This is a genomic window from Streptomyces sp. CB02959 (assembly GCF_002803155.1).
Taxonomy (GTDB): domain Bacteria; phylum Actinomycetota; class Actinomycetes; order Streptomycetales; family Streptomycetaceae; genus Streptomyces.
In genome coordinates this window covers 28,429-41,745 of the sequence record NZ_NNBP01000014.1, presented here as the reverse complement: position 1 = coordinate 41,745, position 13,317 = coordinate 28,429, and the positions used below count along the sequence as shown (strand labels likewise).

Sequence of the window (13,317 nt, the reverse complement as noted above, 5' to 3'; positions counted from 1 at the left end):
CGGCTGACCTGCGGCACCGGGTGCGCCCGGTCCGCGCCGGCGGTACGCTCCGCCGGCGCGGACCGGGCGCCCGCACCTCATCCGGTGTGCGTCAGCCGCCGGGCCGCCAGTTCCGCGTAGACCGCCGCGCCGTCCGCCAGCACCGCGTCGTCGAACTCGGCCAGCGGGGAGTGGTTGTTGGGGCTGTGCTCGGGGTCGGCGCCGGCCGGCGGGGCGCCCAGGGTGAGCATCGCGCCGGGGGCCTCGGCCAGCACCCGGGAGAAGTCCTCCGAACCGTGCAACGGCTGCGGCAGCGGGGCGAAGCGCTCCTCGCCGAGGGCCTCCCGTACGGTGTGCGCGGCGAATTCCGCCTCGGCGTGGTCGTTGACGGTCACCGGGTACAGCTCAGCGAACTCCGCGGCCGCCCCTCCGGTCTGCGTACCGCTTTCGGCGACCGCTGGAGTCATCGCGTACCTCTTTCCCCACGGGGCCCGGGACCTCCCTGGGCCGCCCGTGCCGGGCTGCCTGCCCGGCTGGGAGGACATGCTGCGCACCGCCGTGAGCGGGGCAAACGGAATACCTTGGGAATGCAGGAAAGACACAGCGAGGCGGCACTCATGCAGGAAACCGGTGTCCTGGTCGGTCTCGACGCGCGACTGGTCCATGCGTTGCAGATCTCCCCACGGGCGTCCTGGCAGACCGTCGCGCCGGTCCTCGGCATCGACCCGGTCACCGCGGCCCGGCGCTGGAGTCGTCTGGAGGGCTCCGGGCTGGCCTGGGTCACCGGCTACCCGGGCCGCCGCCTCCTGGAGCGGGTGGTCACCGCCTTCATCGAGATCGACTGCCGGTCCGGCAGCGTGGAGGCGGTCGCCCAGGCGCTGGCCACCGTCCCGCAGGTCGCCACCGTCGAGCACATGGCCGGCGGCCGCGACCTGCTGATCACCGCCTTCGTGCCCGGCCTCGGCGAACTCTCCGCGCTGCTGCTGGGCACGATCGCGGTGCTGCCCGGCGTCACCGCCACCCGCGCGGGGATCGCCACCCGCCTCTACGGCGAGGGCAGCCGGTGGCGGCTGCGGGTGCTGACCGCCGGCCAGGGCGAGCAGCTGCGGACCGCCGCCGCGCCGCCGCCGCGCTCCGGCACGGCGGTGCCCCTCGACGGCACCGACCGGGCGCTGCTGCCCGAGCTGTCCCGGGACGGCCGGGCGAGCGCGGTCGCTCTGGGCCGGGCGGTCGGGCTGAGTGCGCCCACCGTCCGCCGCCGGGTCGGCCGGCTGATCGCCGACCACGATCTGGCGTTGCGCTGCGAGGTGGCGCGCGAACTGACCGAGTGGCCGGTGTCCGCCACGTTGTGGGCGAGCGTGCCCGCGGAGCGGTTGCCGGAGGCGGTCCGGGTGCTGCTCACGCTGCCCGAGGTCCGGCTGTGCTCCTCGGTGACCGGTCCGCAGAACCTCCTCTTCACGGTGTGGTTGCACACCGTGGCGGACGTGCAGCGGCTGGAGACCCAGCTCGGCGAGCGGCTGCCGCAGCTGGTCCTGCGCGACCGCTCGGTCGTCCTGCGGCAGACCAAGTTGATGGGGCGGCTGCTGGACACGCGGGGCAGGGTGACCGGGGTGGTCCCGGTGGACCCGTGGGCGGGCAGCCACTCCGCGGGGGCGTGACCCTGCCCGGCGGCGGGCGGTGCGGGTGTCCCGAGTCCACCGGAGTCGCTCATCCCCGGGCGCTGCCGAGGCGTAGCCGGAGCTGCCGCGGTCCGCGGGTGAAGACGCCCGCGTCGGCCGGTGCGGTGTCGTCCGCGAACCCCAAGTTGGGGAAGCTGTCGAGGAGTTGGTTGACGCCGGTCTCGACCTCGGCCTTGGCCAGCAGGGCGCCCACGCAGAAGTGCCGGCCGAGGCCGAAGGCGACGTGCTGGGCGGCGGCGCTGAAGGCGTTGGCCGGGGTGAGGTCGGGGCGGAAGACGTCGAACGTGTCGGGCCGGGCGTAGCGGCGGGGGTCGCGGTTGGCGGCGCCGATCAGGCAGGTGACGGTGGCGCCGGCGGGCACGGTGCCGCCGCTGAGGGTGACGTCCGCGGCGGGCTGCCGCATGATCATCTGGATCGGCGGGGTGTGGCGCAGCGTCTCGGCGAAGGCGGCGGGTATCAGCGAGCGGTCGGCGCGGACCGCGGCGAGCTGGTCGGGGTGGGCGAGCAGGTTGCGGACGGTCAGGGCGATGGCCTTGTCCGTGGTCTCGCCGCCCGCGGACAGCAGCAGGCTCACGAACGCGGTGATGTCCTGGTCGGTCATCCGGATGCCCTCGACCTCGGCGGTGCACAGCCGGGAGAGCAGGTCGTCGCCGGGCGCGGCACGGCGTTGCCGGATGACCGGGTGCAGGTAGGCGGCGAGCTCCTCTCCCGCGCGGCGGCCGTCGGCGGCGACCCCGGGGTCCTGGGCGAGGTTGGCGATGAAGCCGATGACCGCGGTGTACCAGCCGTGGAAGCGGTCGTGGTCGGCGCGGTCCAGTCCGAGCATGTCGACGATCACGTTGATCGGGAAGCGGGTGGCGAACTGCCCCACCAGCTCGACCTCTTCCGCGCCGCGGAACGCGTCGATCAGCTCGCGGGCGTTCCGTTCGATGATCGGCAGGAACGTCTCGCGCAGTTCCCGGCCGCGGAAGGCGGGGGCCACCAGGGCCCGGCGTACGGCGTGTTCGCGGCCGCTCATCTGCGGGAGGGTGCGGCCGCCGTGTACCGGTTCGAGTTGCCAGTCGTAGTTGTCGCTGGTGAACACGGGCTCACGGAAGGCCCGTTCGACGTCCTCGTATCGGGAGATCAGATAGCTGCCGGTGCCCTCGTGGTGCAGCAGCGGGTAGTGCTCGCGCAGTACGCGGTACGCCGGGTAGGGGTCGGTCGCGAACTCTGGTGACAGGATGTCAGGTGCCTGCGGGATGCTCGTCACGACGCGTGACGCTAAGGCCCGACCCGGGGGCCGTCCAGAGAGCCCCCCGGGGTGCGCGGGGGCGCAAGGGGGCGCATGCCCGACCGCCGGTGTGTCCGGCACCGGATGCCCGCTCCGGGGCGGCTCACCGGACCGTGCCCGCCTCCTGGGCGGGCACGGATCCGAGGGCACCGCCCGCGGCGCTCCGGTGTCGGGGTCGTCAGGCGCGCAGGAACTCCTCGATCGTCCGGGTCTGGCCGAAGACGGCGTGGCCGACCCCGGGCAGGAGGTGCACCGTGGCCTGCGGTACGCAGGCGCGCACCCGCCGAGCGGTCTCCGCGGAGTCGAACATGGCGTCCCGGTCCCCGGCGATCACCAGTACCGGCATGCCCAGTCCACGCAGCGCCTCGTCGGGGAAGACGGGCAGCCGCTCGGTACGCGGCTTGAAGTGCGTGAAGTTGCGGATCACGGTGTCGAGAACGGGCTGGAGCGCGGGATCCTCCAGGCCCGCCAGCGAGCGCGCCGAGCGGGCGACCCCCTTGCGGCCGAAGGCACGCAGCAGCACCGACTTGACCACGCCGCCCATCTTCTGCCGCCCCACGCCGCCCGGGCACAGCAGCGCCAGTCGCGTCACCCGCCCCGGCCGGCGGCCGGCGTAGTCCAGCGCCAGCCACCCGCCGAGGGAGGTCGCCACCACGGCCGCGGTGGAGATCCCGAGCCCTTCCCACACGTCGTCCATCCACCGCGCGTGGGCGTCCGAGGCCAACGGGAGCCGGACCGGCGCGCTCAGACCGGGCTCGCCGATGACGTCCACGGCGTAGGTGCGGAAGTGCCGCGACCAGGACGCGATGTCGTCCTGCCACATCGTCACGTTGGCACCCGAGCCGTGCAGCAGGACCACGGGCGGCGCGTCCGGCGGGCCGGAGACGACGACGAAGGTCTCGCCCTGCCGGGTCGGCACCCGCATCCGCTCGGCCGGCACCGGCCAGGCGTCCAGTGCCTCCTGGTAGTGCCGCAGGACCTCCGCCGCCCCGGCCTGGGACTTGTAGAGCGCGCCCGTCCCGGCGGCCGTTGCGGTGCCCGTTCCCTCGCTCGTGTTCATGACTCGAGTACCCCCTCCATGTAGTCGAACAGCCGGGCCGTGTCGGCCAGTCCGCCCAGGACGATGACCTTCATCCGGGCCCGGTCCTTGTCGTGGACCGTCTCGATCCGCAGCGGTCGCTCCTCCGGTCCGCGTCCGGCGGTCGCGGTCATCAGGAGCACGGTCAGCCGGTCGACCGTCCGGGGGTCGATGTCCTCGATCTCCACGATGCTCGACACCTCGGTATGGCGCTGCCGCCCCGCCGTTCCGCTCTCGGGCGCGTCCACCGGTCGCCCGGTGAAGGTCTCCAGGTCCTCGTGCGCGATGCGGTACTGCTTGCCGATGCGGACCGCGGGGAGCCGCCCGTCGCGCACGTAGTTGCGGACGGTGCGTGCGTGCAGGCCCAGCCGTTCGGCCACCTGCTCCACGGAGTACAGACGATCACTCATGAAAATACCTTAACCTTCCCTATCGGCAACGCAAATAGGGAAGGTTAAGGAAAATGAGGTAGGTGGTGGAGTCCTTTAGGGAAGCCGATCCGGCCACCCGTCACACTCGGCCGGCCCCGTCGGCACCGGGCCGATCCGTCCGCTCACCGGCAGAGGGCTCCGTCGCGGGCGACCACCCGGCCGGCCCGGACGACCATCCGCCGACGCGGCACGTCCACCACCGCCTGGGCCAGGCACTCACCGTCGACGAGGAGGAAGTCGGCGGGCGCACCGGGCGCGAGGTCCACCGTGGGCAGCCCGACGAGCGCGGCCCCGTCGTGGGCGGCGGCCAGGTAGCACGCGTCGAGTTCCTCGTCGAGGCGGGCGCCGGTGCAGTACCCGAGGAGGTGGGCGCGGTGCAGCATGTCCGCGGTGCCGAAGGGACTCCAGGCGTCGCGCACGCCGTCGGAGCCGATGCCGACCCGCACCCCGTGGGCGCGCAGTCGCCGGTGCGGCAGGACCGACACGGAGTCGGCGGCCACCGTGGTCAGCGACACGCCCGCCGCGGCCAGTTCGCCGGCCAGTTCGTCGAGCTCGCGCGGGCCCAGTCCGGGGATGCAGAAGACATGGCTGACGGTGACGTGGCCGCCCATGTCCAGGGCGCGGGTGCGCGCGATGATCTCGCGCAGCGGGGCGAGGCCCCGCTCGCCGCGGTCGTGCAGGTGGATGTCCACCCCGAGGCGGTGGCGTTCGGCGAGGGCGAAGACGGTGTCCAGGTGCTCGGGATCGTCGTCGAAGCCCGCGGGGTCGATGCCGCCGACGAGGTCGAGCAGGCCGCCGCGGGCGGCCTCGTCCAGGAGTGCGTCGGTCCCCGGTGCCTGGCGCAGGCCGTGCTGGGGGAAGCCGACGATCTGGACGTCGAGGACTCCGGCGAGGGCGTCGCGCGCCTCGTTGACGCCGGCGAGGGCTTCGAGTCCGTAGGCGGGGGCCACGTCGGCGTGCGCGCGCATGGCACGGGTGCCGGATGCCGCGGCGTGGGCCATGAGCCGGTGCGCCCGCACGCCGACCGGGGTGGGCAGGGACCGGTAGAGCTCGACGTCCTGTTGCACGTGGTCGGCGATGCCGTGGGCGGGGCGGCGGCGGGTGTACCAGGGCTCGCCCCAGGAGGTCTTGTCGGGGTGGATGTGCGCGTCGACGAGCGAGGGCAGCGCGAGCATGCCACCGCAGTCGACCTCCTCCGCCACCGCCGACCAGGGACCCGGCCCGGCGGCGCCGCCGTCGGCCACGGCGCGGACCTCGTCGATCACGCCGTCGACGACGGTGAGGTCGACGGGCGGACCCCCGAAGGGCCGGATGTCGCGGAAGACGACGGTGTGAGGGCAGTACTGCTCGGCGCTCGGTGAGGTCATGGTGACGGTCCGCAATTCTGGTCGGGGCACGGGCGGTGGACGACGACGCCCTCCACCTTGATCGACGGTGGCCCGCGGGGCAATGACGCAGTGCCGATGGCGGCTATTGGCGCGGTCTATGGGCGCCGTCCATGGGCTGCGGTGGCGCGAGCGGCGGCCGGCGTGAGCGGAAGGGGGCGCCGGTACCGCACGGCCCCGGCGGCGGGCCGCCCCGTCGGAACTCGCCGATGCCCCGGGCCTCTTCCGCGGCCCGGGCGACGGCCCACGGACCTGCCCTCGGCGCGAACTCCGCACGGCGCGGCACCAGTACGATGCCCACCAGCGGTGTCATGAACGAGGACCCTACGGCTCGGAACGCCGTTCAGCAATACCGACCAAGGAGTGGTTCATGGTCCAGGCGGTGCACAGGGCGATCCACGTACTGCGGGAACTCGCCACGGCGACACCGCGCTTGGGCGTGACGGAGCTCGCCGACCGGGTCGGCGTGGCCAAGCCGACCGCCCACGCGCTGCTGCGCACCCTGGAGGCGGAGGGGCTGGTCGTACAGGACCGCGAGACCGGCAAGTACCAGCTGGGACCGGGCCTGGTGACGCTGGGCAACGCCTACCTGGACTCGCACGAGTTGCGGACCCGCGCGGTGACCTGGGCCGACCGGCTGGCCGCACAGGCGGACGCGGCGGTCTGGGCCGGCATTCTGGCGGACGGTCAGGTCCTGGTGGTCCACCACGCGTTCCGGCCGGGCGGGGCGGTGCAGGTCCTGGAGACCGGGGCCAGTCTGCCCTGGCACGCCTGCGCGCTGGGGAAGGCGATCGCGGCCTTCCTGCCGGCCGACGGCCGGGACGCGCTCCTGGCGGGCGGGTTGCCGCCGGTCACCGGCTTCAGCCTCGACGATCAGACGCGGTTGGAGGCCCAGTTGGAACGGGCGCGGGCGACCGGATATGCGGTGGACGAGAACGAATTGACGCTCGGCGACGCGGGGATCGCGGCGCCGGTCTTCGACCGCACCGGCGAAGTGGTCGGCGGACTGGGCCTGGTGGGCCCGGTGGAACGCCTGATGGCCTAAAACGTCCGCCCGGAACACGCCATTGCGGTGCGCGAGGTCGCCCGCAGCCTGTCGCGGGACCTCGGCGCACCGCGCAACGCGGGCCTGCACGCTCACGGTTGACGCCGACTGGCGACCTGGCCGTACCCCGCACGGTCCGAAGGACCCGTCCTCGCCGCGCCACCCCGCCCCGCCGGCACGTCACCGCCGGTTCATCAACGTGCCCGCCGCAGGCCACCGTTGACCCCACCCACCGTCAAGCCCGCGATCACTTGTGCGGGAAAACCTTGACGTGGTCAGGGTCGCTGCGTTTTGCTTCCTATCGGCATTCGGTAATGCCGAACGCCTTTCGGTAATGCGATGGTAATCCGGTGGCCGCTCAGCACTGCGGCACGGGGGATCGAAGGAGCGCCTGCCATGCGGGAGCCTGCGGGGGAGCCCGAGACGTTACTGGGCCGTGCGGAAACGCCCGGCCGGGACACGGCCGACCATGCCGTCGTCCTCGACTGGCTGCGGCGCGTCAGCACGGCCATGCACCAGCAGCAGGACCACCTCATCCGACTCGACTCGGCCATCGGGGACGGGGACCACGGGGTCAACATGGCCCGCGGATTCGCCGCCGTACGCGTCACGCTCGACGCCCCGTCCCGTCCACCGGCCTCCCCCGGCGCCGCGCTGACCGCCGCGGGCAAGACCCTCCTGTCCGTGGTGGGTGGCGCCTCCGGACCCCTGTACGGGGGCGCCTTCCGCACACTGGGCGAGGCCCTCGGCACCGCGCCGGAGGTCGACACCCGGCAGTTCGCGGCCGGCCTCACCGCCGCGTTGGCCACCGTGCAGCGGCTCGGCGCGGCCGTGCCCGGCGACAAGACCATGATCGACGCCTGCTCCCCCGCGGTCAGCGCCTTCCGGGCCGCCGCGGAGTCCGGCGCCGGCTTCCCCGCTTCTGCCCGCGCCGCGGCCCGGGCGGCCGAGGACGGTATGCGCGCCACCGTCCCGCTCCAGGCCAGGAAGGGCCGGGCCGCGTATCTCGGACTGCGCAGCATCGGCCACCAGGATCCGGGCGCCACCTCGACCTGCTACGTCTTCCGCACCCTCGCCGAGGCGGCGGGGGCACCGGCGACCCCCTTGCCCTGACCTCGCGGCCACCCCCCGCGCGGCGTTCCGCCGGCGGGGCGGTCCGGTGCGCCTCCCCACCCTTCCGCACAAGAGATTGGATCAGTGTGACCGCCCATTCCGTCGACCATGTCGAGTTCTTCGTCGGGGACGTCAATCAGGCATCCCACTACTACTGCGGCACCTACGGATTCCGTGTGGTGGCCGAGGCCGGACCGCTCACCGGGCTGGCCGGCGCCCGCTCGCTCGTGCTGGCCCACGGCGGGGTGCGCCTGGTGCTGACCTCGGCCCTGCACGCCGACCACGCCGCCTCGCACTTCGTCCGCCGGCACGGGGACGGCGTCCGCGACGTGGCCCTGCGGTCCACCGACGCGGCCGGCGACTTCGCCCGTGCGGTGGCCGCGGGGGCCGACCCGGTCTCCGGGCCCGAGACGTTCGAGGACGCGGGCGGCCGGGTCGTGCGGGCCACCATCGCCGCGACCAACGACCTGGTGCACACCTTCATCCAACGTGACGATCCGTCAGTCCCATTCCTGCCGGGGCGGTTCCTGCCCGTCGACGACGGCGCGGCCGACCGCGGGCTGCTGCGGTCCGTCGACCACCTGGCATTCGTCCTGCGGCCCGGTTCCCTGGACACCATGGTCGACTTCTACGGCCGGGCGCTGGGCCTGAAGCACACCTACGACGAGTACATCGTCGTCGGCGGGCAGGCGATGGCCTCCAAGGTCGTCCAGGACGAGACCCGGGGCATCACCTTCACCATGGTGGAACCCGACCCGGTCAGCGACCGCGGGCAGCTCAACGACTTCCTCGACGGCTTCGACGGCCCGGGCGTGCAGCACCTCGCCTACGCCACCGACGACATCGTCACCGCCGCACGCGAACTCCGCGGCTCCGGCGTGGAGTTGCTCGGCACGCCGGCCGGCTACTACGCCTCGCTCGCCGAGCGCGGCATCGAGGTGGGCGTCGACCCGGCGGTCCTCCAGGACCTGGGGCTGCTCGCCGACCGGGACGAGTGGGGCCAGCTGGTGCAGGTCTTCACCCGGTCCCCGTACGCCCGCCGAACGGTGTTCTTCGAGCTGATCCAGCGGCTCGACGCCCGCACCTTCGGCAGCGGCAACATCAAGGCCCTCTACGAGGCCGTCGAACGGGAGCGCGCCGAGAACGCCGTACCGGCGGGGGCCGCGGCCAGGACCGGCGAGTGACCGCGCCGGCCGCCTCCCCCGGCACCCGGCCCGACCTGCTGCTGAACCCGCGGGACTACGAGACCGCGGCCCGCGCCCGGCTGGACCGGCCGGTGTGGGACTACATCGCCGGCGGCAGCGGCGACGAGGTGACCCTGCGCGAGGACCGCGCGGCCTACGGCCGCTACCGGCTGCGCCCGCGCGCCCTGGTCGACGTGGACCACTGCGACCCGACCGCCACCCTGCTCGGCCGGCCGGTGGCCTTCCCCGTGGGCATCGCGCCGATGGCCTACCACCGGCTGGTCCACCCCGACGGCGAGACCGCCACCGTCCGCGCGGCCGGCACGGCGGGTGCGCTCACCATCGCCAGCACCTTCGCCAGCACACCGCTGGAGGAGATCGCCGAGGCCGCCACCGGACCACTGTGGCTCCAGCTGTACGTGCTGCGCCGCCGGGAGGTCACCGCGTCCCTGGTGCGCCGGGCCGAAGCCGCCGGCTACCAGGCCCTGGTGATCACCGTCGACACCCCGCGGATGGCCCGCCGGGAACGCGACCTCCGCAACGGCTTCCGGCTTCCGCCACACATCCGCCCGGCCAATCTCGACCAGGACCACACAGCCGGGCTGCACCAGGGCCGCTCCGGCAGCTCCACGCTCGCCGGACACGCCGCCCAGCACCACGACGCCACGTTCACCTGGGACGACCTGGCGTGGCTCCGGTCGCTGACCGATCTGCCGCTGGTGCTCAAGGGCGTGCTCACCGCGGAGGACGCCGACCGGGCGGCCGGACTGGGCGTGGCCGGGCTGGTCGTCTCCACCCACGGGGGACGCCAACTCGACGGTGCTGTACCGGCGTTGGAAGCCCTGCCGGAGGTCGTCGCGGCCGCCGGCGACCGGTGCGAGGTACTCGTCGACGGCGGGATCCGGCGCGGGACGGACGTGCTCAAGGCACTGGCGCTCGGGGCCCGCGCGGTCCTGGTCGGCCGGCCCGTCCTGTGGGGTCTGGCCGTCGACGGCGAGACCGGCGTGGAGCGGGTGCTGACCACCCTCCGCGCGGAACTGGAGGAGGCGATGGCCCTCACCGGCCGGCCCCGCCTCGACGCCGTCACCCGCGATCTGCTGCACCCCTGCGGGGACCGGCCGCACCACCTGACCATCACCGCACCTCCCCACACCACCGAGACGAAGGACCCGGCATGACCACCGACGACACCCGTTTCCCGCTGACCGCCGCCGAGCGGGAGCTCCTGCCCACCGACGAGGAGGTGGAGTTCTTCCAGGAGCACGGCTGGTACCTGTCGAACAAGCTGCTCACCGACGAAGAGGTCGACCTGCTGGACTCCGCGGCCGACCGCTTCTACACCGGCCACCGGGACCGCACCCTGCCGACCCGGCCGCCGCGGCTGGCGTACTGGGAGCCGGAGAAGGGCGATGTGCACCGGCACAACGACTACATCTTCTACGAGGACGACACCATCCGCTCCATCCTGGCCAAGCCGATCATCGCGGCGGTCGCCGCCCGGATCTCGCGGACCAGCCAGATACGCCTGTGGAACAGCACCCTGATCCACAAGCCCCCGCGTGCGGACGACACGCGCAACATCGTGCCCTGGCACTTCGACCGGCACTACTGGCAGACCTGCTCCTCCGACGAGATGCTCACCGCGTTCGTCCCCTTCCACGACTGCGGTGAGGAGATGGGCACCATCACGATGGTGGACGGCAGCCACCGCTGGAAGGAGATCGGCGGCGACGACTCCACCAGCCGCCACTTCGCCGACCGCGACCGGTCCGAACTGGACGAGATGCTGGCGGAGAACGCCGCGTTCAACGGCGCGGAGGTCCGCAAGGTGCCCGTCACCATCCCCAAGGGGCACATCAGCTTCCACCACTGCCGCACCTACCACGGCAGCGGGCACAACGTCAGCGACCGGCCCCGCCGCGCCATCTCCCTCCACCTCCAGGACCGCACCAACCAGTGGCGCCCCTACGAGCTGTCCACCGGCGACCTGGTGGTCTACAACAACGACGTCCTGGTCCGCCGGGACGCGGCCGGCAACCCCGACTACACCGACCCCGACTTCTGCCCGGTCCTGTGGGAGGACGCCAGGTGAGCCAGGATCCCCCCACCACCGTGCTGCCGGCCGGGACCCTGCACGGCTCGCTCGCCGATCCGCTGATGGAGGTGATGAACTTCCTCAACGAGGTCACCTCCCGCTACCCGGAGGCGATCTCCTTCGGCCCCGGCCGCCCCTACGAAGGGCTCTTCGAGGTCGAGCGGATCGGCGACTACCTCACCGCCTACCAGCGGTACCTCACCGAGGAGCGGGGCTGCACCCCGGACCAGGTCCGCACCCTGCTGTTCCAGTACGGGCGCACCAACGGGCAGATCCACGAACTGGTCGCCCGCGCCCTGCACAACGACGAGGGCATCACCGCCGACCCGGCGTCCCTGGTGGTCACGGTGGGCGCGCAGGAGGGCATGTTCCTCGTCCTGCGCGCCCTGTTCGCCGACCCGTCCGACGTCCTGCTGGTCTCCTCGCCCTGCTACGTCGGCATCACCGGCGCGGCCCGGCTGCTGGACATCGAGACGGTCCACGTCCCCGAGGGCCCGGAGGGATGCGATCCGGCCATCCTGCGGCGGACGGTCGCCGAGCTGCGCGCCGCCGGGAAGCGGCCGCGGGCGTTCTACGTGGTGCCGGACTTCTCCAACCCGACCGGCACCTGCCTGCCGGTCGCCGCGCGCCGCCGGCTGCTGGAACTGGCGGAGGCCGAGGACCTGCTCGTCCTGGAGGACAACCCGTACGGGTTCTTCACCCCGAACGGCACCGGCCTGCCCACGCTCAAGGCCCTGGACGAGCGGCGGCGGGTGGTCTACCTCGGTTCGTTCGCCAAGACCTGCTTCCCCGGCGCCCGGGTCGGCTACGTGATCGCCGACCAGCAGGTGCAGGCCCCGGACGGCAGTCGCACGTTGCTGGCCGACGAACTGTCGAAGATCAAGGGCATGGTGACGGTGAACACCCCGGCGCTCAGCCAGGCGGTCATCGGCGGCATGCTGCTCAGCCACGACTTCCGGCTGCGGGAGGCCAACAAGCCCGCCGCGGACTTCTACCGGTCCAACCTGCGGACCCTGCTCGACAGCCTCGACCGGCTGCTCCCCCGCGAGCGGCGGGAGGCGGCCGGAATCAGCTGGAACGTGCCGGCGGGCGGCTTCTTCCTGACCCTGACCCTGCCGGTTCCGGCGGACAATGCCTTGCTGGAAGAGTCCGCCCGCGAACACGGAGTGATCTGGACACCGATGAGCTACTTCTATCCCGACGGTGACGGCGGACGTCACCAGATGCGCCTCTCCCTCAGCTATCTGACGCCGGATCAGGTGGCCGAGGGCGCCCGCCGGCTGGTCGGGCTGCTGGAAGGGAGCTGCGGATGAACGCCGTCCTGTACGTGGTGACGGTGCTGATCTGGGGCTCCACCTGGCTGGCGATCAAAGGCCAGTTGGGGGATGTGCACCCCACGGCGTCGATCGCGTACCGCTTCGCGCTGGCCGCCGTGATCCTGCTGGCCTGGGCCAGGCTGCGCGGACTGCCGTTGCGCTATCCGCTGCGGGTGCACGGACAGTTCGTCCTGATGGGCGGGCTGATGTTCTCCACCAACTTCGTCTGCTTCTACTTCGCCGAGCAGTATCTGGCCACCGGACTGGTCTCGATCGTCTTCGCCATGTCGCTGCTGGTGAACATGGTCTTCGCCCGGGTCTTCTTCCGGCGCACGATCGCCGCGAAGATGCTGGTCGGCGGGGCCGTCGGACTGCTGGGGATCGTCACGGTGTTCTGGCCGGAGTTCCAGAACTTCGGCCTGTCCTCCGGCTCGGGCCAGGGCATCGTCCTGTCCGCGATCGGCACCCTGGTCTTCTGCCTGGGCAACGTGGTCTCCGGCAAGACCCAGGCGGCGGGCATCCCGGTGGTGCAGGGCACCGGCTACGCCATGGCGTACGGGGCGCTGCTGATGGCCCCGTTCGCGGCCTTCTCCGGGCACGGCGCGCTGTTCCAACCCACCCTGAAGTACACCGGCTCACTGCTCTACCTCGCGGTCTTCGGGTCGGTGGTGGGCTTCGGCGCGTACCTCACCCTGCTCGGCCGGATCGGCGGCGAGCGCGCCGCCTATGCGATGGTGCT

At 72.8% G+C, this 13,317-nt stretch carries 13 protein-coding genes; 8 read left to right on the top strand and 5 right to left on the bottom strand.

The genetic code is table 11. The annotated features are described in order from the left end of the window. Positions 1–77: 77 nt before the first annotated feature. Positions 78–893 (bottom strand): M20/M25/M40 family metallo-hydrolase, encoded by an 816-nt coding sequence (locus CG747_RS47370; protein ID WP_257980640.1) that lies wholly within the window; start codon positions 891–893, stop codon positions 78–80. Between CG747_RS47370 and CG747_RS22700 the strand changes: the two genes are divergently transcribed. Then, entirely contained in the window at positions 795–1,637 is an 843-nt protein-coding gene (locus CG747_RS22700) for an Lrp/AsnC family transcriptional regulator (RefSeq protein WP_257980639.1), read from the top strand. The two genes, CG747_RS47370 and CG747_RS22700, sit on opposite strands and share 99 nt — an antisense overlap. 49 nt (positions 1,638–1,686) lie before the next feature. Here the strand turns inward: CG747_RS22700 and CG747_RS22695 are convergent, their stop codons facing one another. From CG747_RS22695 to CG747_RS22680, 4 genes are all read right to left on the bottom strand, one after another. Further along, the gene (locus CG747_RS22695; RefSeq protein WP_100603640.1) at positions 1,687–2,910 is read right to left on the bottom strand and encodes a cytochrome P450; all 1,224 of its coding nucleotides are present in this window, start codon (positions 2,908–2,910) and stop codon (positions 1,687–1,689) included. 199 nt (positions 2,911–3,109) lie between these two features. Then, positions 3,110–3,991, bottom strand: a complete 882-nt coding sequence (locus tag CG747_RS22690; RefSeq protein WP_100603639.1) for an alpha/beta fold hydrolase — start codon at positions 3,989–3,991, stop codon at positions 3,110–3,112. Further along, the gene (locus tag CG747_RS22685) at positions 3,988–4,419 is read right to left on the bottom strand and encodes a helix-turn-helix domain-containing protein (protein ID WP_100603638.1); all 432 of its coding nucleotides are present in this window, start codon (positions 4,417–4,419) and stop codon (positions 3,988–3,990) included. The genes CG747_RS22690 and CG747_RS22685 overlap by 4 nt, the downstream gene beginning before the upstream one ends. A gap of 143 nt (positions 4,420–4,562) precedes the next feature. After that, positions 4,563–5,807, bottom strand: a complete 1,245-nt coding sequence (locus tag CG747_RS22680) for an amidohydrolase (protein WP_100603637.1) — start codon at positions 5,805–5,807, stop codon at positions 4,563–4,565. Positions 5,808–6,195: 388 nt separating this feature from the next. Between CG747_RS22680 and CG747_RS22675 the strand changes: the two genes are divergently transcribed. The 7 genes from CG747_RS22675 to CG747_RS22645 form a co-directional block, all read left to right on the top strand. After that, complete coding sequence (locus CG747_RS22675) at positions 6,196–6,870, top strand: IclR family transcriptional regulator (protein ID WP_257980638.1); 675 nt, start codon at positions 6,196–6,198, stop codon at positions 6,868–6,870. Positions 6,871–7,266: 396 nt separating this feature from the next. Next, positions 7,267–7,983 (top strand): dihydroxyacetone kinase subunit DhaL, encoded by a 717-nt coding sequence (gene dhaL / locus CG747_RS22670; RefSeq protein ID WP_100603636.1) that lies wholly within the window; start codon positions 7,267–7,269, stop codon positions 7,981–7,983. An 86-nt stretch (positions 7,984–8,069) separates the two neighbouring features. After that, positions 8,070–9,167, top strand: coding sequence for a 4-hydroxyphenylpyruvate dioxygenase (hppD, locus tag CG747_RS22665; protein WP_100603635.1), 1,098 nt, complete (start codon positions 8,070–8,072; stop codon positions 9,165–9,167). Further along, positions 9,164–10,345 carry an alpha-hydroxy acid oxidase gene (locus tag CG747_RS22660; protein ID WP_100603634.1) on the top strand — a complete coding sequence of 394 codons (1,182 nt, stop codon included), beginning with the start codon at positions 9,164–9,166 and terminating at the stop codon, positions 10,343–10,345. The genes hppD and CG747_RS22660 overlap by 4 nt, the downstream gene beginning before the upstream one ends. After that, the gene (locus tag CG747_RS22655; protein ID WP_100603633.1) at positions 10,342–11,259 is read left to right on the top strand and encodes a phytanoyl-CoA dioxygenase family protein; all 918 of its coding nucleotides are present in this window, start codon (positions 10,342–10,344) and stop codon (positions 11,257–11,259) included. Before CG747_RS22660 ends, CG747_RS22655 begins: the two co-directional genes overlap by 4 nt. Then, positions 11,256–12,575, top strand: coding sequence for a PLP-dependent aminotransferase family protein (locus CG747_RS22650; protein WP_100603632.1), 1,320 nt, complete (start codon positions 11,256–11,258; stop codon positions 12,573–12,575). Before CG747_RS22655 ends, CG747_RS22650 begins: the two co-directional genes overlap by 4 nt. After that, a partial coding sequence (locus CG747_RS22645; protein WP_100603794.1) for a DMT family transporter occupies positions 12,572–13,317 on the top strand: 746 nt, incomplete at its 3' end. The genes CG747_RS22650 and CG747_RS22645, both read left to right, overlap by 4 nt.

Excerpts from the sequence above, each read along its gene's own strand:
- CG747_RS22690 (WP_100603639.1), bottom strand. The coding sequence starts at position 3,991 with ATGAACACGAGCGAGGGAACGGGCACCGCAACGGCCGCCGGGACGGGC.
- CG747_RS22655 (WP_100603633.1), top strand. The coding sequence starts at position 10,342 with ATGACCACCGACGACACCCGTTTCCCGCTGACCGCCGCCGAGCGGGAG.
- CG747_RS22675 (WP_257980638.1), top strand. The coding sequence starts at position 6,196 with ATGGTCCAGGCGGTGCACAGGGCGATCCACGTACTGCGGGAACTCGCC.
- CG747_RS22685 (WP_100603638.1), bottom strand. The coding sequence starts at position 4,419 with ATGAGTGATCGTCTGTACTCCGTGGAGCAGGTGGCCGAACGGCTGGGC.
- dhaL (WP_100603636.1), top strand. The coding sequence starts at position 7,267 with ATGCGGGAGCCTGCGGGGGAGCCCGAGACGTTACTGGGCCGTGCGGAA.
- CG747_RS22680 (WP_100603637.1), bottom strand. The coding sequence starts at position 5,807 with ATGACCTCACCGAGCGCCGAGCAGTACTGCCCTCACACCGTCGTCTTC.